Annotated in this window: 16 protein-coding genes; 6 read left to right on the forward strand and 10 right to left on the reverse strand. The window is 66.3% G+C overall.

Annotated features, from left to right (window positions below; genetic code table 11):
* From JSV65_14465 to JSV65_14485, 5 genes are all read right to left on the reverse strand, one after another.
* On the reverse strand, positions 1 to 1,726 hold a 1,726-nt coding region (locus tag JSV65_14465), incomplete at its 3' end, for a hypothetical protein (GenBank protein UCH33756.1).
* Positions 1,701 to 2,489, reverse strand: coding sequence for a twin-arginine translocase subunit TatC (gene tatC / locus JSV65_14470; GenBank protein UCH33757.1), 789 nt, complete (start codon positions 2,487 to 2,489; stop codon positions 1,701 to 1,703). The genes JSV65_14465 and tatC, both read right to left, overlap by 26 nt.
* Positions 2,490 to 2,600: 111 nt before the next feature.
* Complete coding sequence (gene ugpC / locus JSV65_14475; protein ID UCH33758.1) at positions 2,601 to 3,707, reverse strand: sn-glycerol-3-phosphate ABC transporter ATP-binding protein UgpC; 1,107 nt, start codon at positions 3,705 to 3,707, stop codon at positions 2,601 to 2,603.
* Between the two features lie 235 nt (positions 3,708 to 3,942).
* Complete coding sequence (locus JSV65_14480; protein UCH33759.1) at positions 3,943 to 4,722, reverse strand: high frequency lysogenization protein HflD; 780 nt, start codon at positions 4,720 to 4,722, stop codon at positions 3,943 to 3,945.
* Between the two features lie 173 nt (positions 4,723 to 4,895).
* Complete coding sequence (locus tag JSV65_14485; GenBank protein UCH36789.1) at positions 4,896 to 5,189, reverse strand: metal-sensing transcriptional repressor; 294 nt, start codon at positions 5,187 to 5,189, stop codon at positions 4,896 to 4,898.
* 364 nt (positions 5,190 to 5,553) lie between these two features.
* On the opposite strand from JSV65_14485, the gene JSV65_14490 reads away from it, so the two are divergent.
* Positions 5,554 to 6,330 (forward strand): S-methyl-5'-thioinosine phosphorylase, encoded by a 777-nt coding sequence (locus tag JSV65_14490; GenBank protein UCH36790.1) that lies wholly within the window; start codon positions 5,554 to 5,556, stop codon positions 6,328 to 6,330.
* Positions 6,327 to 7,271: a DNA-processing protein DprA gene (dprA, locus tag JSV65_14495; protein UCH33760.1), complete on the forward strand. Its 945-nt coding sequence runs from the start codon at positions 6,327 to 6,329 to the stop codon at positions 7,269 to 7,271. The genes JSV65_14490 and dprA overlap by 4 nt, the downstream gene beginning before the upstream one ends.
* Here the strand turns inward: dprA and JSV65_14500 are convergent.
* The 3 genes from JSV65_14500 to JSV65_14510 form a co-directional block, all read right to left on the reverse strand.
* Complete coding sequence (locus JSV65_14500) at positions 7,250 to 9,511, reverse strand: DUF4838 domain-containing protein (protein ID UCH33761.1); 2,262 nt, start codon at positions 9,509 to 9,511, stop codon at positions 7,250 to 7,252. The genes dprA and JSV65_14500 overlap by 22 nt on opposite strands.
* A 16-nt stretch (positions 9,512 to 9,527) precedes the next feature.
* The gene (locus JSV65_14505) at positions 9,528 to 10,520 is read right to left on the reverse strand and encodes an exo-alpha-sialidase (GenBank protein UCH33762.1); all 993 of its coding nucleotides are present in this window, start codon (positions 10,518 to 10,520) and stop codon (positions 9,528 to 9,530) included.
* Positions 10,521 to 10,595: 75 nt separating this feature from the next.
* Positions 10,596 to 11,489 (reverse strand): class II fructose-bisphosphate aldolase, encoded by an 894-nt coding sequence (locus tag JSV65_14510; protein UCH33763.1) that lies wholly within the window; start codon positions 11,487 to 11,489, stop codon positions 10,596 to 10,598.
* Between the two features lie 389 nt (positions 11,490 to 11,878).
* On the opposite strand from JSV65_14510, the gene JSV65_14515 reads away from it, so the two are divergent.
* The 3 genes from JSV65_14515 to JSV65_14525 are packed head-to-tail and all read left to right on the forward strand — an operon-like array spanning position 11,879 to position 16,200.
* Entirely contained in the window at positions 11,879 to 13,063 is a 1,185-nt protein-coding gene (locus JSV65_14515; protein ID UCH33764.1) for a glycosyltransferase family 4 protein, read from the forward strand.
* Between the two features lie 9 nt (positions 13,064 to 13,072).
* Positions 13,073 to 15,280 (forward strand): hypothetical protein, encoded by a 2,208-nt coding sequence (locus JSV65_14520; GenBank protein ID UCH33765.1) that lies wholly within the window; start codon positions 13,073 to 13,075, stop codon positions 15,278 to 15,280.
* A gap of 53 nt (positions 15,281 to 15,333) precedes the next feature.
* A complete protein-coding gene (locus tag JSV65_14525) occupies positions 15,334 to 16,200 on the forward strand; it encodes a LysM peptidoglycan-binding domain-containing protein (GenBank protein ID UCH33766.1) in 867 nt (288 codons plus the stop codon).
* A gap of 135 nt (positions 16,201 to 16,335) precedes the next feature.
* Here the strand turns inward: JSV65_14525 and JSV65_14530 are convergent, their stop codons facing one another.
* Positions 16,336 to 17,658 (reverse strand): tetratricopeptide repeat protein, encoded by a 1,323-nt coding sequence (locus JSV65_14530; protein ID UCH33767.1) that lies wholly within the window; start codon positions 17,656 to 17,658, stop codon positions 16,336 to 16,338.
* 24 nt (positions 17,659 to 17,682) lie between these two features.
* A complete protein-coding gene (locus JSV65_14535; GenBank protein UCH33768.1) occupies positions 17,683 to 18,528 on the reverse strand; it encodes a ParA family protein in 846 nt (281 codons plus the stop codon).
* Between the two features lie 309 nt (positions 18,529 to 18,837).
* Here JSV65_14535 and JSV65_14540 point away from each other — a divergent pair.
* Positions 18,838 to 19,642 (forward strand): sulfatase-like hydrolase/transferase (locus tag JSV65_14540; protein UCH33769.1); only part of this gene is annotated, 805 nt, incomplete at its 3' end.

The following is a 19,642-nucleotide window of genomic DNA, read 5'->3' on the forward strand; positions in this document are numbered from 1 at the left end:
AGCCCTTCCCATACGGCCGCGCCATGATCCCCGCGAAAGCCGGGGCGCTGCTCCACTCCGCGAGCACCGGTGCCGCGCCCGCCCACAGGCCGACGTAGGAGATAGGTGGATCGAACTTCGCGGGATTGGCGGCGCTTGCGGTTCCCAGCTCGCGCCGTAGGGACGGAAACCGCGGATGCTGCGTCATCGCTATGAAGCTCACCGGGCCCTGCAACTCTCCCGGCACCGACCGGACACCGAACAGCTCGCCCAGTTGGCGCGGCAAACGCGTGACGCTGGCGGTATCGTCGAATCCGACGCCGAGGTCGGCGAGAAGCGTCCCGCCTCGCGACACATAGCCCACAAGCGCCGCCTGCGCGAAGGATCCCAGCGATAACGCCAGAGGAGCGACGATGGCGCCGTACCGGTCGAGACGCACGTCCGCCAGGCTCGACTCGGACAGGTAATCAACCTGACCAAAGGCCGTCCCCCTCCCGAGAGCCCGAAAGAGCGCGCCCGGCTCGCTGACCGACGCGCCGGTAAGCCACCCGTAGAGTGGCCGGCCGCCGGCAAATCCCCCGGCGGCCCATGGCTCGTACAGGAACGCCGCGGTCGCCGCCGGAACGCGCGGGCACAATCTCAACTCGTGCGTGACGAGCAGCGCGGCGCGAACGTCCCGTCGCAGCGCTTCGTTCGCGCGAATGTCGCGCCAGTGGGCGAAACCGATCCCGGCTGCGCCATGCAGAACGGCCTGGGCGATCCACGACGCCGCTTGCGCGCCTGACCGCGCCGCCGACAGCTTCAGCACCGGCAACGCCGCGAACTGATTGCCGCGCCGGGCGACGTCCACTCCATGCACATTGTGTGTCGCCAGGTCATCTTCCGCGACATCCGGATAGAGACCGAGGAGCATGCCGTCACACGTTGCCGGCACGGAAATCGCCGCGCGATAACTGCGCTGACGGCCGGCGAGAACGACGTGTTTGCTGTCGAGGCGACGAATCTCCTGCGCCCACACATCGAGCAGTTCGCGGTAGACCTCCGAGCGGTAGCGCGCCAGATCGAGCGATGCGCGCCCGACGCCGAGTGGCTTGCGGGAGTCAAGCTCGGCGACAAAGCTCTCCGTGATACCTGCCGCATCGCCGATGGCGGTGCCCCATGCGCGTCGAACCGCGGCGAGGCCGCCGTGCCACCGCAGCAGGTACTCGGCGAAGTCGGCCGCGCTGTATGGCAGGCTGTCGGCATCCACGCCCTCGACGACCCAGGCCACTAACCCCGGCAATTCGCCGCCGCGTTCGACGACCGGCCGCAGGTACGCACGCACCGCCTCGCGATAAGCCGCGTCGAGCGGGCTGACGCGGAACCCGCGGACGGGTCCGCGGGTCAGCTCCTTCGGCGGAGTCAGGGTGACCAGTACGTACATGCCTCGAGCAGTGGCCGCCCCAGCGATACCTTCCGCGGCCTCCCACGTCTCCGCCGATGGCCTGGCGATGACGATCTCGACGGCATTGAGGCCGAGGGACGCATACGCGCCGAGGTCGCTGGGGTCTGAGAGGCCGACTGCCCAGAAGAGTGGGGTGGGCCGGCCATCAACGACGAGGTGGTTGCGCGCGCGCCACACGGCGTGATGGACTTGCGCGGCGTCACTGGGCTCCTCCGTGCGGGCCGTCGCGCTTAGCGAGGCGAGGGCACAGGCAATGACAAGAGCGCGCCACGCGTGCCTACTCGACAGGAGTCTCGTCCACATCGGTCTCCGCCTCGGCGCGTTCCGCCGCGCGCTTACGCCGCTCGGTGATGCGCGCGAACCAGATGGTGGCCTCATAGAGCACGAACATGGGGCCAGCCAGGACGAGCAGGGTCAGCAAGTCCCACGTCGGCGTGACGATGGCGGCCAGAATCATGATGCCGATCACGGCTTCCTTGCGCCGCGCGGCGAGGAACTCGGGCGAGATGATACCGGCTTTGATGAGGAAGGTGAGCACGATCGGAAGTTGAAAGCACAGGCCGAAGGCAAGCAGCAGTTTGGCGACCATGGTCACCTGGCGCTGCATATTGAGGTATGCTTCAACGCCCTCGGGCCGGAAAGCGGCGGACAGCATGAACGAAACGAAGCGCGGAATGATGAGATAACCCACCGCCACGCCGGCCGTGAACAGGCTCAGCGCGGCGGGCATCAGCGGCGCGGCGGCGCGCCGCTCATCGCGCGTCAGCCCGGGAGCGACGAAGGCCCACAGCTCATAGAGCACCCCCGGCACGGCAATCACGATGCCCGCAACCGCGCTGACCTGAAAGCGCGTCATGAAGCCCTCAGTCACCATCTGCAGGATGATCTTGCCGTCGGCCAGCTGGATCGGCTTCGTCAGGGGTGCCATGAGCAGGTGAAAGATCTGGTTATAGAACATCCAGCCGGCCGCGAAGCCGATGACGATGTAGATGATGCTGCGGATGACGCGCGTGCGCAGCTCTTCCAGATGCTCAACCAAGTCGAGCTTTTGTTCTTCTTTCGCCATTGACCGGGCTTCTCGTCTGGCCTTGCCGCGACCGCAGGTTGCGCCCGAAGAGAGACCTCGGCGCAAACGCGCCGAGGTCTCGCCCGATGCGCATCGAGGTCCGAAGCGGGGTTATATCAGCGCCTTCTCCGTCTCGGGATCGAAGACGTGGCTGCTCTCCATGTCGAAGATGACGTCGAGCGGCTGCCCGTCCTTCGCTTCCGTATCACCATCGAGATCCGCGATGAGCGTATGGGTGCCGCTGGTCAGATAGGCATGGACACTTGCGCCCATCGGCTCAGTCACGTCAACGGTGAGCTTGATCGAGTTGTCCTCGGTCGCGTTCACCGGCGTCGGCAGCGACCGGTCGTAGATATCGTCCGGTCTGATGCCGAAGATAATGTTCTGCCCCACCTTGTCCCGCACGCGCTCGATGTGAGACTCGGGCAACTTGAGCTTGAAATCCTGCGCATCAACCAAGTAGGTGCCGTTCGTCGTCACCACCGTCGCGGGGATGAAGTTCATCGCCGGGCTGCCGATGAAGCTGGCGACGAACAGGTTCGCCGGGTGGTTGAAGAGTTGCATCGGGGTGTCCACCTGCTGCATCAAGCCGTCCTTGAGGACGGCGATGCGGTCGCCCATGGTCATCGCCTCGATCTGGTCGTGCGTGACGTAGATGGTGGTGATGCCGAGGCGGCGGTGGAGCTTGATGAGTTCCGCGCGTGTCTGTACGCGCAGCTTGGCGTCGAGGTTGGACAGCGGCTCGTCCATCAGGAAGACCTTGGGCTCGCGTACGATCGCGCGGCCGAGAGCGACGCGCTGGCGTTCGCCGCCGGACAGCTCTTTCGGCCTGCGCTTGAGCAGGGTCATCAGCCCGAGCATCTGCGCGGCCTCGTGCACGCGCCGCTCGATCTCCGCCTTGCGCACCTTGCGCAGCTTGAGGCCGAACGCCATGTTGTCGTACACCGTCATGTGGGGGTAGAGCGCGTAGTTCTGAAACACCATCGCGATGTCGCGGTCCTTCGGCGACACATCGTTGACCAGGCGGTCGTCAATGAAGATCTCGCCCTCGGTCGCCTCTTCGAGACCCGCAATCATGCGCAAGGCGGTCGTCTTGCCGCACCCGGAGGGACCGACGAGGACGAGGAATTCCTTGTCATGGATGTCCAGGGTCAGCTCTTCGACCGCGACCACTTTGCCGAAATGCTTTGTGAGGTCCCGCAGTTTGACTGCCGCCATTAGTAGCACACCCTCCTGCGAAGTCGGGCGCTCCGACGCCTGTGGATTGCCAGCGGCATTATAGCACGCGCCTGTTCGCCTCGACAACCCTGGACGAGACGGATGGCGCGGCCCTGCCGCCGGGAAAGTGCTTCGACGCCGTGGAGGACAATTCCCCCATGGCGAGTGGACGGCGCAGGTTCTGCCGTTGCGATCCGTCCGGGTCTGATGGCTGGCGAGAGGCTCCGGGGGGAGTCTAATGAGCGTGGGGGGCAAGCCACAAGGCCTTGACGACGAGCGCCAATCCCAGGAGGGTGATGAAATAGGCGCTGGCTATGGACATGCGCCGCGCCCAATCGCCGCGCTCCAGCCAGCCGGAGGCAAATCCGGCGGCCCTAACGGTCAGGATCCCGATCGCCATCAGCACGAGCGCCAAGCCGAGGCTGAAACTCACTACCAGCGTGAGCCCTTTTGTGATCGCACCCAGCCCGATTGCTGCCGGGATCAGGAGCAGCGCCGCCGGGCAGGGCACGATTCCTCCAGATACCCCGAGTGCCACAAGGGGGCCGATGCCCACCCGGCGCCCTGCGGCTGCATCCGCGTGCGTGCCGGCATGAGTGCCGCTATGATCGTGATGATGATCGTCGGTATGCGATCCGTCGCCCGGGTTGTGCGAATGATGATGCGCGTGTGAATGGTCGGCGTGGCTGTGCCGATGTACGGGCGGGCCGTGTTTCGTGCGAACATAGATCATCCATGCCCCCACCGACACCACCAGCAGGCCGGAACCTATGGCGAGCCAGCGTTCGACCTGTTCCGGCACGAGGTAGGCCGCGGCAACCGCCCCGATTATCGCCAGGACGTACACGCTGAAGGTATGCGTCAGCGTCACCACACCGCCGAGGACTATGGCATCAACAGTACGCCCTCGAGAGCCTACGAGATACGCGGCCACGACGGTTTTGCCGTGGCCCGGTTCCAAGGCGTGGGCCGCCCCGAGACCAAATGCGGAAGCCAGCATCAGCATGTACTCCATAGCGCCTCCGTTCAATGAAAACCCGCGTGCCGTCACCCCCAGCGGCGCCACGCGCTAGCCTGAGTTGTTAGTACTGCGCTTGAGGTGCGTAGTGCGCGGCGCCACGGCCTGCTCCGGACCGCGGCCCAGCCGCGCCGAGGATGCGCCGCGCGTGCGCGCCCGAACGATGAGCGCTAGATGAACTGCTTGAGGGCGTCCTTCAGCTCCGCCAACGCCTGGTCGTATTTGCCGCGCTTCGCGGCATCGAGGAGGCAGGACTCCATGTGCTCCTCGAGGATAATGCGACCGACCTGTTTGAGCGCGGCCTGCACCGCGCCGATCTGGAGCAGAACGTCGGGACAACCCTTTTCCTCCTCCCACATGCGCTTGATCCCGCGCACGTGGCCTTCTGCCCGCGCGAGGCGGTTCGAGATGTCCTCGAATATCCGCTCGTGCGTGTGGGTCGCAGCGTGTGTCGCCGTCGGCATGGCATTCACCTCGCACTCGCATTCCTGACTGCTCATATCCCCTCCCCCTGGGGGGGATATATCACATTGGATTATACCATACTTCTCACACCTGTCAATCGCCCTTCCGCGAGGAAATGCTGCCCATGGCATCCATAGACTCCCCTCCCCCGGCAACGCGAAGGTACGAATCCGGCCGCTCTCGCGTGCCGCCCGATAGCCGCTACCATGCCTGCGGTACTCCCTCGCAGGGCCGACCCACCACGTGGGTGTCCCGTGCGTAGGCGCGCACGCATTCACGCCGGCGGCAGCCCTGCGGCGCGGCAGGTGCTCGCGTCCAGGCGTGGAACTCAACCGGCGGTCACATGCCGACAGCGAGAGAGGCATTCAGGTGCGGTTCGGGATAATAGGCGGGACCGGCTTGTATTCCCTCGGTGGCGAGGCCGAGGAGCGACAGATCGAGACGCGTTACGGCGCGGCGACGGTTGACGTCATCTCGCTCGCTGACCAGGAGGTTGCCTTTGTTCCTCGGCATGGGCGGGACCACGACATCCCGCCTCATCTCGTGAACTATCGCGCCAACATCGCCGCGCTGAACTCGCTCGGCGTCACCCGCATTCTGGCATCGGCCGCCGTGGGGTCGCTCAACACGGTGATGCAGCCCTCAGACTTCGCGCTCCCGGTGCAGTTCATTGACTTCACACGCACGCGAGGCAGCACGTTCTTCGACGGGTCGGCCCCGTTGCGTCATACTGATATGACCGAGCCCTATTGCCCCCGACTGCGCGCGGCGCTGCACAGGGCGGGCACGTTCCTCGGGGACGCGCTGCACCCCGCCGCTGTCTACGTCTGCACCGAAGGGCCGCGGTTCGAGACGCCGGCGGAGATCGAGATGTTCGCGCGTCTCGGCGGGGATATCGTCGGCATGACCGGCGTCCCCGAGGCGCCGCTGGCGCGCGAACTGGGCATCTGCTACGCGAGCCTCGCCGTCGTCACCAACTGGGCCGCCGGCGTGGAGCAGACTCCGCTTGATCACGAGGCAATCGCGTCGCAGATGAGCGAGCGCATGGACGCCGTTAGACGTGTGTTCACGAGCGTTATCGAGGCGTGGGAGGAACGGCCCTGCCCCAACTGCGCGGCCTCAACCTCGCGAAACGCATGAACCCCCGGACCCTGGCCTGGCTCGTGCTCAACCATGTGCCCGGGGCGGGCGCGGTCACGCTGCGGCGGTTGGTCTCGGGCGTTGGCTCACCTGAGGCGACGCTCCAGGCATCCGTGGAACAACTCGTCGCCATCGGTTCTCTCAGCCCGGCGCAAGCTCAAGAACTCAAACGGCTCGCTGCCGGAGTCGGGGACTTCGAGGACCTCGCGGCGGACCTCCAGCGGCGAGGCACACACCTCCTCACATTTGAGGACGAGTCGTATCCGTCGAATCTCCGCGCACTCCGCGACGCGCCTCCCCTGCTCTACGTACGCGGATCACTGCTCGCACGGGACCACACGGCGGTGGCGGTCATCGGCACGCGCACACCATCTGACGGGGGGATAGCCGCCACCACCGCCATCGCGCGGGGTCTAGCGGATCGTGACGTGACCATCGTCAGCGGCCTTGCGCGCGGCGTGGACGGAGCGGCGCATCGCGGGGCGCTCGAAGCGGGCCGCACCATTGCCGTCCTCGGCAGCGGGATTGACCGGGTGACACCGCAGCGTCATCACCGTCTGGCGCAGGAGATAACGCGCCGCGGCGCGCTGCTGTCGGAAATCCCGCCGGGCGCCCGCGCGAGCCGGGAAGCCCTGCTCGCGCGCAATCGGATTCAGGCGGGCCTGGCGAAGGCCGTCGTCGTGGCGCAGTGCAGGAGCCGCGGCGGCAGCTTCGCGACAGCCAGGCGCGCCCTGGCGGCCGCTCGCTCCGTACTCGCAGTGCGCTGGGACGAAACTGAGTTTGCTGATGGGCCGAAGCGATTGGGGGAGCTAGGCGCCCGTGTGGTCAGCGCCTCGGACGCGGTCGACCTCGCCGCGGAGGCTGCGTTCAAACCGCTGCCGCCGTCGCCGCAGCGAGAGATCGCGCTCGACGATCCTGCTCAACGCCCACTGGGCGAGTAAATGACCGCTCCGCGCCACACCCCTCCAAGTGTCGTCTCGGCCTGAGCGCGCACGGCGAGCACGTTGCGCTCGCCGAGGCGGACTTGGTGCGTGATGTCCACCTCGAATGGTTCCGCCCAGTTCTCGCCCTCGGCCATGCGGCGGTGGACGAGAGCGCCGTTGACGTAGAGCCATCCTTCCTCGTCGAGTGCGCCCAGGCGAAGGATGATGCGCCTGTTGCGGAACGCGTCGGGCACGGCGAAGCTGACTCTGACCCACGCGCGGCAGTTCTCGAGCGGTGCCGATACCTGCTCCCACCACTGAGAATCGGTGCTGATCATGCCCCACGCGGAGTCGTTGTAGTCAGCGCCGGCCCACGCCGACGATTCCAGTTCGTCCGCCTCCCTGCGAAAGCGCCACAGCTTGGGTAATTCGGCAATGACATCGTTGTTTCGGCGGAACTGCCGAGAGTACGGCAGGATCCAGCCGAGTTCGTTATCGTCGCGCGTGATCGCGCCGCGGGCTTCGGAACCAGAAACGAAATCCCCATTGACGCCGGAAAGCGTGTCGAGCAGGCGCAGCGTGCGGTCTCGCGCCGCGACCGCCGCCTCATAGTCCGCCCCGGCGACGGCGCGCTTCAGGTTGAGCCACGATTCGAGGTACGCCAAACCGAACGCCACCATGCGCACGCGCTCGCGGTAGGGCGAATTGCGGGCGCGCGGCCGTGCCTCACGCAGCGCGGCGCGGCAGTGCGACAGGATCTCGTCGGTGAATATCGCGGGGAACTCGCGGGTACCCCAGCCCGGGTGCGCTTCGGACCGTGCGAATGCCATTTCGAGCGCTTCATAATATCGTCTCATCGGAGCCGCCGCCGGGCCGAAGAACGCGTCGTAGAAGTCCGCCAGGAGGGCGTCCGGATCCTGGTCGGCATCCCACATCATCTCGGCGAGCACGTAGTGATTCGGCATGAGTGTCGCCCACGACTTGTGGCTTTCCCATGAGAACCCGCGCACGCCGACCCGCTTGTACCATGGCATGTCGCGGAGGTGTGCGCCGAAAAGAGGGGTCGGCAGCTCGGCTGAGCCGGGCATCGGGTCGTATTCGCGGACGTACACGTAGTCGGTCTGCCGCGCGTACTCCTCAATGATGCCGGCCATCTTGCGACGGGAGGCGCAGTGACGATCAGTTACGGAGTGCACCGTGCAGAACTGCTGGGCGGTGACGGAGACCAGGACGTTCGGGTGCAGCTTCACCGTCGTCGGCGGCAGTGTGTGATTGAAGTACGCGTAGAAGGCGACGCACTTCCCCGGATGCTTCTCCTGCACCCGCTCGGCAACGGCGTTGTAGAAACGCACGAGGCGGTCGGTAACAACCGGGTAATCGCTGAAACCCGGATCAGTCAGTCCGCTGTCGAGGGCGGTGCAATTCGCGCATTGGCAGAACTCCGCGTTATCCTCAGGGGAGAGCGAATAGCTGACCGCGTCCGGGTTGTCATCGAAGTAGCGGATCACCTCGCGCGCGACGATGTCTATGACCGCCGGGTTGGATGTGCACGGCTGAGTCGGCTTGCGCACGCCGTCAACCAGGGCGTAGTACTCGGGATGATCCCTGAGGTATGTGTCGGGCGGCAGTGGCCCGTGAACCAGGTTGTGACCCATCCCCACCTTGGCGCCGCCGGTGCGGTTCCGGCGGCACCACTCGGCGAAGCGCGCACGCGCGGCGGGCGTGTTCTCCGGGTCACTTGAACTCCAGGCGTACCACATGCTGCGCAGGTTGAAGTCCGGGCCTTCGATGCGGTCGCACGGACCAACGGTAATATCCGAGCGCTGAGGCACGACCTTGCCGATGTCGCCGGGCATGAACCAGCGACAACCGAGGTCGCGCAGAAGCGTGTACACGGCATGCGACACCGCCGCCTCATCCGCGCCGATGAGATAGAGGTCACCCGCGTGGGTGCGCATCAGGAAATACTCGGATTGAAGCTGAGGGACCGCGAACGGCATTTTCTCGAAAGACGCCGCCCGTCCCAGGACGATGCGGGTCGGCATTGTACTGCCGAGCGGGACCTCGGCGCCACTCATTCTGCTGAGATACGCGCGCAGCTCATCGGCGGCGGCGCGCTCGCCGGCTGTCGGCTCGCGAGGCAGCATCACGCTGCACACCGCGCGGCCGTCCTTTACCAACTGCACGCCGGTTCCGGCGCTCCCGGCGCCACCAGCCATCGTCGCGACGATCATCATTGTGACGATCCGTTTCATCATTCGGCCCGGCCACCAGTCAATCGAAGTGCCTCTCGCTGAGATAGCACCCACGGACGCGCGACGTGGGCGCGTCGCCGCGCAGGTGGTAGGCGATGAAGATGCGCCCGTCCGGCAATCGCACCCAGCCGGAATACCCGTAGTCCCCGGCCCGCCTGGAGGCGTCCTCCTCGATGCGCAGGATCCGCCCCCTGCCGGTCTCGTCTCCCAGCCAGGCACAGAAGGACCAGCTCCCACCCACGTCGCGATACGTCACCAGAATGCGCCCGTCGGGCAGGAGCCCGGCCACGGGCCGATGGCCGATCATGTCCGTGGGCTCGATCGGCGACCACGTTTGTCCCCGATCGCTCGAGCGCGAGAGAAACGTCGGGTATCCCTTGCCGGAGTTCTCACGCATGAAGCACAGCAACTCGCCGGATGGGAGTTGCATGATCGAGCCTTCGCAGAGGTTGTAGTCGGGATGCGACGCCACCACGGCCGGCTCGCCCCAGGTCGCACCCCTGTCCGTCGAGCGAAACACGCGTTGGATGAGCCGCTGACTGCTCTGGTCGTAGTGCTGAAGGCCGAGGAGAAGCGCGCCGTCATCCAGTTCCAGAATTCGGTCGGGCACGTAGCCTCGGCAGCCGGTGTTCTGCGGCTCCGGCCACGCGCGTCCCTCATCCTCGCTCCACCAGATCACGTTTTCCCACTTGCAGAGGCGCTCTTTGACCTGATCGCGGCGATCGCAGATCAGAGCGATCCTGCCGTCGGAGAGCTGGGCGAGGCGGGGGCAGTTCCAGGTCCAGCCGTGCTCTTGCTGCGACAGGCGGTGGTGCTCCCGCGGGGTGCTCCACGTCGCGCCTTCGTCGGCGCTTTCCGTGAGCATGATGCGCGTCCACGTCGGTACGTGGGCATCGCTCTCGCGATACACCAGAAGCAGCTTCCCCGACGCGGTCAGAACCACGTCGGGGAACGCTTGGTAGACAGCGGGGTCGTCGGCTATGCTGAACCTGGGCCCGGTATGATCACGCATGGCTGCCGCCGGGGCTACCGTCAGTCACCTGACCGGCGTCGCACGTCGCGATCAACCTGCCGGGCTTCCGCCCACTCAGGCCTTGCCGGCCGAGCCGAACAGCCGCATCTTCTCCGCGATGGCCTCGACCATGGCGTCGCGGGCGGGCGCGAGCAGCTTGCGGATATCGTACTTGCGGACATCGCCCTTGGCCTCGGCCTCGGCATGCTCCTTCTCGGTCTTGTGCACCTGCTCGGCGACCGCATCGAAGAAGGCGACGCGAATCTGCGTGTCTATGTTGATCTTGCGGATGCCAAGCTCGACGGCCTTGCGCACCGCGTCATCGGGGACGCCGGTGCCGCCGTGCATCACCAACGCCACGGGGGTCGCCGTGTTGATTTCCTTCAATCGGTCGTGGTCAATCTTCGGCGTGCCCTTGTACAGCCCGTGCGTCGTGCCGATGCCCACGGCGAGCAGATCAACTCCGGTGTCGTCAACGAACTTCCTGGCCTCGGCGGGATTCGTGAGGTGATCTTCATGCTCGCCCTTGATGACACCGAGGCGGCCGATCTCGCCTTCGACCGTGACGCCGATCGCGTGGGCGGCCGCGACGACCTTGCGTGTGACTTCGACGTTCTCCTCGTAGGAGCGCGGCGTCTTGCCGTCCTCCTGGAGCGAGCCGTCAATCATCACCGACGTCATGCCCAGGCGCAGGAACCTCATCACGAGATCGAACGAGCGCCCGTGGTCGAGGTGCAACGCGACGGGGACGGTGCAGCGGTCCGCCAGCGTGCGAACGACGGCGAACAGCTCCTCGGGTTCGGTGTACGCAAGGGTCGTCTGAGTGATCTGTATCAAGAACGGCGCGCGTTCCCGCTCCGCCGCGGCGAAAACGGCTTGCGCCGTCTCCATGTTCACGGCATTGAAAGCGCCGACCGCGTAGCCTCCGTCCTCAGCCTTGGCGATGATCTCTTTGCTTGGCAGCAGCATGCGTGCTTCCTCCTCGGGGGTAATGACGGCAATCGCAGCGCCTGACCTGCCGCGCTGCGCATCGCGCTCCTCAGATGGGCACAGCGGCTCCGCACCACACCTCGGATCGAGGTACGACGCCCCCGCCCGTGCCCGTCGGGCTTACGCATCAAGTACTTCGCGGTTGACGGCGGCTCTCCTCTCGCTAGAACTGAAAGAGCCGCCATTCCTTGCCAACACAAACTCAAACCATCTATAATTGCCCCGACGCGCAGGGCGAAGGTACCGATGACGGGGTTCGGGTGTTGGCGGACGGCTCCCCAACCCGGGAATCGTGCCCAAGAACCCCATCCCGGAAGAGCTTCGGGTGACGCGGCGGCGCCGGCGCCGCGAGCAGTTGAGGAGGGTCATTGAGCATCGCATCGAGAGCGGTCACGGGGACACCGGTGGCATGCGGGCTAATGCGAGTGCTGCTCGCGGTGGGGCCGGCCGTGGGCGGCATGGCGCAGCACGTCGCCAGCCTCGTGCGCGGGCTGGATCGTTCCCGCTTCGACGTGTCACTCGCGGGACCGTCCGAGGACCCGGCGGCACGAGTAGCCGCGGAGCACTCGTGCGCGGTGCATGCCCTGGGCTTCGCGGCGCCGCCCTGGCGCAGCGGGATTGCGGCGCTTCGCCTTGCCGGCCTTGTGCGCCGCGAACGAATCGATCTGGTGCACGCGCACGGCTACTCCGCCGCTACCGCGGCAGCGTTCGCGCGTCGAATGACCCCGGACGCCAAGCTCGTGTGCACACTGCACAGTTTCATGACTTCCACCACCGCGCGCCCCGTTGCCGGGTGGCGCGCTCGCTGGCTGCTGCGGCTCATCGCACGCCGCTCGCATCGCATCATCATGGTTTCCGATAGCTTGCGGTCCCAGGTTGCAGGTATCGCCGATGACGCGCCGCACAAGTTGCTGACAATCCCCAACGGGGTAGATCTCGCCGGCTTCCGAAGACCCGACGCGGCGTGGGCGCGTCGCGAGTTGGGGCTGTGCGCAACGGGCGTAGTGGTCGGGATGGTCGGCCGCCTTGCGGCCCAGAAGGGGCCGCTCGATTTCGTCCGGGCAGCCGCGCTCGTCGGCGCGACGTTTCCCGACGTGCAGTTCGTGCTCATCGGCGACGGCCCGCTGCGGGCCGACGTCGAGAAGCTCGCGCGAGAGTTGAAGTTCTCCGATCGCTTAGTGCTGGCCGGGCATCGCCCCGATGCCGGCGCCTTGGCCCAAGCCTTCGATGTGGCGGTGGTAGCGTCGGTGAGCGAAGGCTCATCTCTGACCGCGATGGAAGCCATGGCGTGGGGCAAGCCGGTCGCTGCCACGGCGGTCGGCGGGGTGCTCGAAGTCGTCCTGGACGGCGAGACCGGGATCCTCGTCCCGCCCGGCGATCCCCGCGTGCTGAGCGCAGCGGTCGCGTCCCTGCTCGCGGATCCGGAGCGCGCGGCGGCGCTCGGTCAGGCCGGGCGTCGGCGGGTCGAACGCGACTTTTCGCTGGCACGAATGATCGAACGCACCGAGGAAACATATGTGGATACGATATACCGTGACCTGGCCAACGGGTGACCGATGCGGTTGATCCTTACAGCTCTTGCACTCGCCGCCGCGCTGGCCGGACAGGCCAGCGCCCGCACCGTCTTTCGGGTCGAGCATAAGGTGATCCTCGTCGTCGCCGACACGGCGACGTGGGAGGACTACACCGGCCCGGCTGCGCCGTTCATCCGACGGTGGCTGCCGGAGTGCGCCGTGGGGCTGATGAACGGCCGGACGGCCGGGCTGGCGACTCCTCCCGCAGCGTATCTAACCCTCGGCGCAAGCAGTCGGATATCGGCGGAACTTGACCCGGATCTCGCGGAACTTGCTCTCAACTACAACGAGTCCTACGAAGGCAGCGATGCGCCCGCCGTCTTTCGTGCCCGCACCGGAGGCGTGCTTCCTCCGGGTGCTCTCGGGTATATCGCCTTGCCCCACGTCCAGCGCGAGAACGCGGAGGCGACGTACCCCTTACGGCTCGGCCTCATCGGCGAGTCGCTGCGGCGGGCCGGGTTGAAGACCGCCGCCATCGGCAACGCGGACCTCCCGTATCAGTATCGCCGCCATATCGCCACCATCGTCATGGACGAATCCGGCGTCGTCCCGGTGGGCGACATCGGCCGCAGCATGCACCTCCCTGACCCCGGACTCGAACCACCCCTCATGACGGACTACGCGGCGGTGACCGACGAACTGCACCGGGCGCTCAAACAAGCCGCGGTCATCGCCGTGGAGACGGGCGATTTGTCGCGGATCAACGCCCGCAGCCAGGTGATGACCCCGCAGCGCGTAGACGAGGAACGCCTGGCGGCCGTCGCTCGGATGGACACGTTCCTCGCTCATATCGTGGGGCTCATGCGAGGGCGCCCCTGGCGGCTCTACCTGGTGACGCCGTCGGCCGCATACGACCCCCGCGAACGGAGCGACCTGCTCCTGCCCATCATCGCGTGGGGCGACGGCATCTCGAGCGGCCTGCTCAGCAGCCCCTCGACGCGGCGCGCTGGCGTCGTGGCTAACGTAGATCTCGCGCCTGACGTGCTCCAGTTCCTCAGCGTCGCCATCCCGTCAGAAGCGATCGGGAGACCGATGTATGTCCGCCCCGCGCCTGGCGGCGACGCGCTCGGGTACGTCACGCGGCAGCACCAAGACCAGGCCCGCGTGGAGGCCAACCGCCCGTACGTGCTCAAGCGGATCAGCGGGATTGTGGTTGCGGTATTCACTGTGATCGCGGCGCTCCTGATACTGGGCGGGCCGATGCCCCGCGGCGTCATGGTGGGGCTGCGTGAGGCCGCGCTCTTCGTCATGGCTTTTCCACTCGGCGCGCTGGTGTTTCCGGGTCGTGTCGCGCTCACTCCCTTGATCGCGCTGCTGTGCGTCATCGCCGTCACGACTGTCGTGTACGCTGGCGCGCGCTCTCTTAGACGTTGGGCGCCGCCTTACGCGTGGGTTGCCGGTGTGTTCGCCGCGGTGTTGTGCGCGGACCTCGTTCTGCGACAGAATCTGGTGCAGGACTCACTCCTTAGTTACTCGGTGACGGTCGGCGCGCGCTACTATGGTTTGGGCAACGAGTTGGGCGGGGTTCTCCTTGCGGCGGTGCCGCTTGCGCTCGGGGGATGGCTCGGCGCGCGGCAGCCGGGCCGTGCGGTCCGTCTCGCCTCGGCGTTGCTCCTCGCGTGCGTCATCATAGCCATCGGGCATCCCGCGATGGGCGCCAACTTCGGCATTGCGGTGCCCGCCGCGCTCGGTTTCGGTCTGATGGCGCTCGGCCTTTACAGCCCTCAGCTCAAGGCTCGACACCTGCTCATAGCCGTCGTCGTGGCCTTGGCCGCCGGAGTCCTCGTGGGTGGCGCCAATTGGCTCATCGCCCCCGAGGGGCGCTCCCACATCGGCAGGGCGTTCGAGGCCGCCCGGCACGGCGGACTGACGCAGATGATCGCGATATTCTCGCGCAAGGTGGCGTTCAACTGGCTCCTCGCACGCCATACGATTGCCACCTGGGTGTTGGTCTCCGCGCTGGCCGTGATCGCCGGCTCCGCGATGGGGCGCAGCAGAGCGGTGTCTGAGGAGGCGCAGGCGGGGTCGCCGCTGGGCCTCGGGCTGATCTGCGCCGCCGTCGCGTCGGGGGTGTCGTTCTTCCTGAATGATTCGGGGGTACTGTCGGCGGCCTGGGGGCTGCTCCTGGTCGCGGCAGCGCTGACGTACATCGCGCTCGACTGGCGGCTGCGTCAGGGCGTGGCCACAGTGGGATAAAGCGGCAGGATGCGCACGGGCGAACGCCGAACTAGCGGCGGAGGGAGCGTACAGTGACAGGACAGGGGCATAAAGACTTCTCGGAGCAAGACGTGCAGCAGCGCTTCGAGACCATCGCCAAGGACATGGTCGAAACCGGCCTGTACGCCGAGGCCATCGAGGCGTACAAGGAGTTGATTCGCGACCATCCCGGCAGCCGCTGGGCTGCCAACGCCTATCTCTCCATCGCGCACTGCTATCATGCCCTCGGCCAAGAGGAAGAGGAGCTGAGCGCCCTTGAGGATATCATCGCGCAGTTCCCCGACCACGTCGTGGCGAAGCGGGCGCGGGGAGCGATAGAGGCGCTGCGCGGACGTCATTACGGCGAAGGGCCCGCGGGAGCGGATCTTCACGGCGCGGTGCGGCGCCTGACACGGCAAGTGGAACGGCTGCGTCAGGCGCAGCAGCGAAGAGCCTGGCTCGGCGCCGTCGTGTTCGTCGTGTTGCTCGTCGCAATCATCTGGCTTGCCGCGAGATCCTCGGGCGGTTACTCCTCTCGGGCCGCGGACGATCTCAGCAAGCGCGTCACCGCGCTCGAGTCGGCGGTGCAGGCGGTCTCCGGCGGGACGCCCGGCGGCGCATCACAAGGGGCGCCCGACGCTGCAAGCCCTGCCGCTACCGTGACACCGGTTGCGCCGCAGCCAACGACGCCACCCGCGCCGGCGACTAAGGCTCCTCCAACACCAAAGCCGCCCCCCGCCCCGGTGCGCCCACCCTCGACTAAGACATACACGGTCAAGGACGGCGAGTCTCTGTGGACCATCGCGCGTAGTCAGTTGGGCGACGGACGACGCGCGGAGGAGATCGCGGAGTTGAACGGCATCAAGGCGCCGTACAACATCAGGGTAGGCGACAAGCTCAAGCTGCCGACGCGGGAGTAGCTCGGGCCGCGTGCAGCGGAGCGGAAAGGTCACGGCCTCCGGCAAAGCCGGAGGCCGTTCGCTGTGGGCGGTCCGATGGACCGGGGTGCTATCCTGCGTTACTCATACCGGTCGCGAACCGGTGGTACTTCCTCGCTAGCGCTTCGCTTCGGCACGGCGCCAGAACTGTAGGAAACCGAGCGCCGGCTTCTTCACCTCGCGCTCATCCAATTGCTCCAATTCGCGCGCCGCATTCTCGTGCCCCAACTCGCGCGCGCGCTCCAAACACTCGCGCGCGGGCTGGATACGTCCCATCTCTATCAATGTCTTGCCGTACAGGAAGCGGTAGTCTGCGTTGTCGGGGTCGGACTTAAGCAGGACCCGGTAGTAGCTCAGAGCCTTCTCGTGCTCGCCGGACTGACGCAGCGAGTTCGCCTTCATGAGATAGGCGCTGATCGTCTGCGGGCTCAGAACTGATAGCTTCGTGACATCCACCACGGTGTCGCGCTGGAACCCGAAGTTGCCCGCGAACAGGCCGCGGAAATCGAGCGCGGCGACTTTCGGACGGAATTGATCCGTGAGCGCTTCCGCCTTGGTGGCGTACTTCTTCGGCTGCCCCACGACCGCCTCGGCGGGGACCTCTTCCGTCAGCGCAATGGCTTCGTCGTGATCCTCCGGCGCCTCGACTGCCGCCGACACGGCGACGGGCTCCGGCGATTCCGCCTCGAGGATCTCACCGACCGACTCCGCAACTCCGTCGGGTTGCAGATTCTCAGTCGCCGCAGCCATGGCGGGCTCTGTCGCCTCCTCCTCGACGTGATATCCGCCGAGGGCGGCGAGCGTGTCCTGCGGCTCCTCGGTTGCCGCGGCCACAAGCTCGACTCCGGCTTCGTCATGCGTCTCAGGGGCATTCTGATTGCCGTCAGCCGCAGCTACTGCGACAGCGGCGACCGGAGCAGGTTGCTCCATCGCGGGTGCCGAGGTCGTCGCAGACATGCCGTGGCACAGGGCGTCGGAGGCATTGGCGGCGCCGGCGCTGTCGCGGCGCGCTGCGAGTCCCACCGCGCCGAACGGCTCGACGGTCAGGTGCAGCACATAGAAGGCCCCGGTCTGCTGCTCTGGGTTGCCGGGCTTCAGAAGCGAGCGCGCCTGTATGCGATCCGCTCGCGCGGAATCAATCGGATCGTCTGCGTCGCGAACGAACACGCGGTATCCGGAATCAAGGATGGCCTTGACCTTTGTCGTGACCTCTTGCTCCCTAGCGTGCTGCTCGGGTCGCTGGGAGTGCAGGAGATCGAGGACGCCGTCGTCAACTGCGCCCCGCAGCATCGCTTCCACCGACAGGTCGCCGATCGCCTGGGAGACCACTCCCCAGCGGCGGATCATGCCCTCGGCCTCCGAGGTAGAAATCGTGATGAGGACCTTGGCGTCGTCAGCGGCTTCGCTGCTTTGCATCCATTGGCCGTTGAGATCTGTCACCGTGAACCTCCCACCTATCGCGCGCTAGTTGGAGCGCGCCAGACGCTCGAGCAGCTCGTCGGCCACTGCATCATACGCCTTGGCCGCCGGCGCGCTCGGATCGCTGAGCACGATCGGCGTCGCCCTCGCCTCGGTCTCGCTGACCGCGATGTTCTTGCCGATCACCGTGCGGAACATGAAATCGCCGTACTCGGCTTCGATCTTCTCCTTGAGCAGCGCGTACATGGCGTTGTCGAGCGCGGTGCCGCGATCGAAAAGAGTGACCAGGATGCCCAACGTCTTGACCCGCGGATCGAGCTGTTCGTACAGCGACGCTACGGTCTCGGCCAGGAGCGACATGCCCTGCAAGGAATAGAACTTCGCCTGTACCGGCACGACCATGTCCGTCGCCGCCATGAGCACGTTGACCGTGATCAGGTCGAGCGACGGCGAGCAGTCTATCATGACGTAATCGTATTTCTTGGTGAACACGCTCTTCGCGTGATCGAGGAGCTTGTTGCGCAGTCGCACCTCGCGTCCGACCTCGGCGACCAGCGTCTTGTTGCACATGTTCATGTTGGAACAAGACGGGACGAGTTCAAGGTTCGGGACTTTGCTCTCGACGATCAAGCGCTCGAGAGGGAACCGAGGATCCATCAGCAGCAGATGGGACTGCGCCTCGACTGCATCGGAATCAAAGCCCAACGCGAGGGTGGCATTGGCCTGCGGGTCCATGTCCATGCACAGCACGGAATGCCCCCGGTGGGCGAGAGCCGCGGCGAGGTTGACGCACGACGTCGTCTTCGCCACCCCGCCCTTCTCGTTGGCGAAGGCGATGACCCTCATGCCTCCGTAGCTATACCCGGCCTCGGCGAGCGAGTATCCCTCCATGCTCTACCTCCGCTGCGTGGCACACCAAAACGCCACGCGGCACGTGTGCGCCGTATCGGAACGGGATCTGAGCTGTGGGCGCCACCGCGCCCAGAGGGGCCAATCCGGCTCTCTTGCGGCCGGCCGCCCGGCGTCCGATAGGTCGTTCGGCATATTATTCCACATGGTAGGGCACCCTTCACATCGCGGACACCGTCTCTTCGGCTCGCTGGTCATACACCGGCACCAAAGGAACCGCGGGGCCAGCGGACGTTCCCCGGCCGCACCGTGCCGATCGGAAGGAACAGGCGTTCTGTCGCAGAATCTACGGTGCCCAAGACATCGGGCGATCCGGCTGCGCTGGTGGTGCCCTGCTTTCCTTGCCGCACCGGCTCACCAACTGAACGGCTGGACACCGTCGCGCCATGCGTCGTTCCGGGGCTGGTCGAGCACGTGCCGTTCAACATATTGCTCATCACGATTGACAGCCTGCGCGCCGACCACCTCGGCTGCTACGGCTACGGGCGGGACACTAGCCCCAACCTTGACGCCCTGGCAGGCCAAGGTACGCTCCTGACCCGCATGTTCGCGCCCGCCGTGCCCACCCAGCCGTCGTTCACCACCATCTACACGGGTCAGTACTCACTCACCCACGGCATCATCTCCCACGGCGGCACGGAGCAACTCGGCCCCGACCATCCCTTCGTGACTGAGGAGCTGCGCAAGGCCGGCCTCGTGACGTGCGCGGTGGATAACCTGTACTCGATGCGGCCGTGGTTCGCGCGGGGCTACGAGTTCTACATTGATCCCAGCCACCGCGCGAAGATGCGGTTGTCCGTGACATGCGAAGGCATCAACCGGCGCGCGATCCCGTGCCTGCGCGCCCACGCGGATGAGCCCTTCTTTCTCCTGGTGCACTACTGGGACACCCACACCCCATACGAGCCACCGGCGAGACTGCGACATCGCTACTACGACGGCGACCCCACGGGCGACGAGTACTCAACTCTCGAGCCCATGCGCACCGCGCCGCTCGGCGATATCTGGCGCGAGCAATGGCTGACCCCCCTGTCGCGCAAGCGCTGGCGCGGCCGGGAGATCCGCGACGCCGAGTACGTGGTCGCGCTCTACGATG

This window comes from Armatimonadota bacterium (assembly GCA_020354555.1).
GTDB lineage: Bacteria > Armatimonadota > Hebobacteria.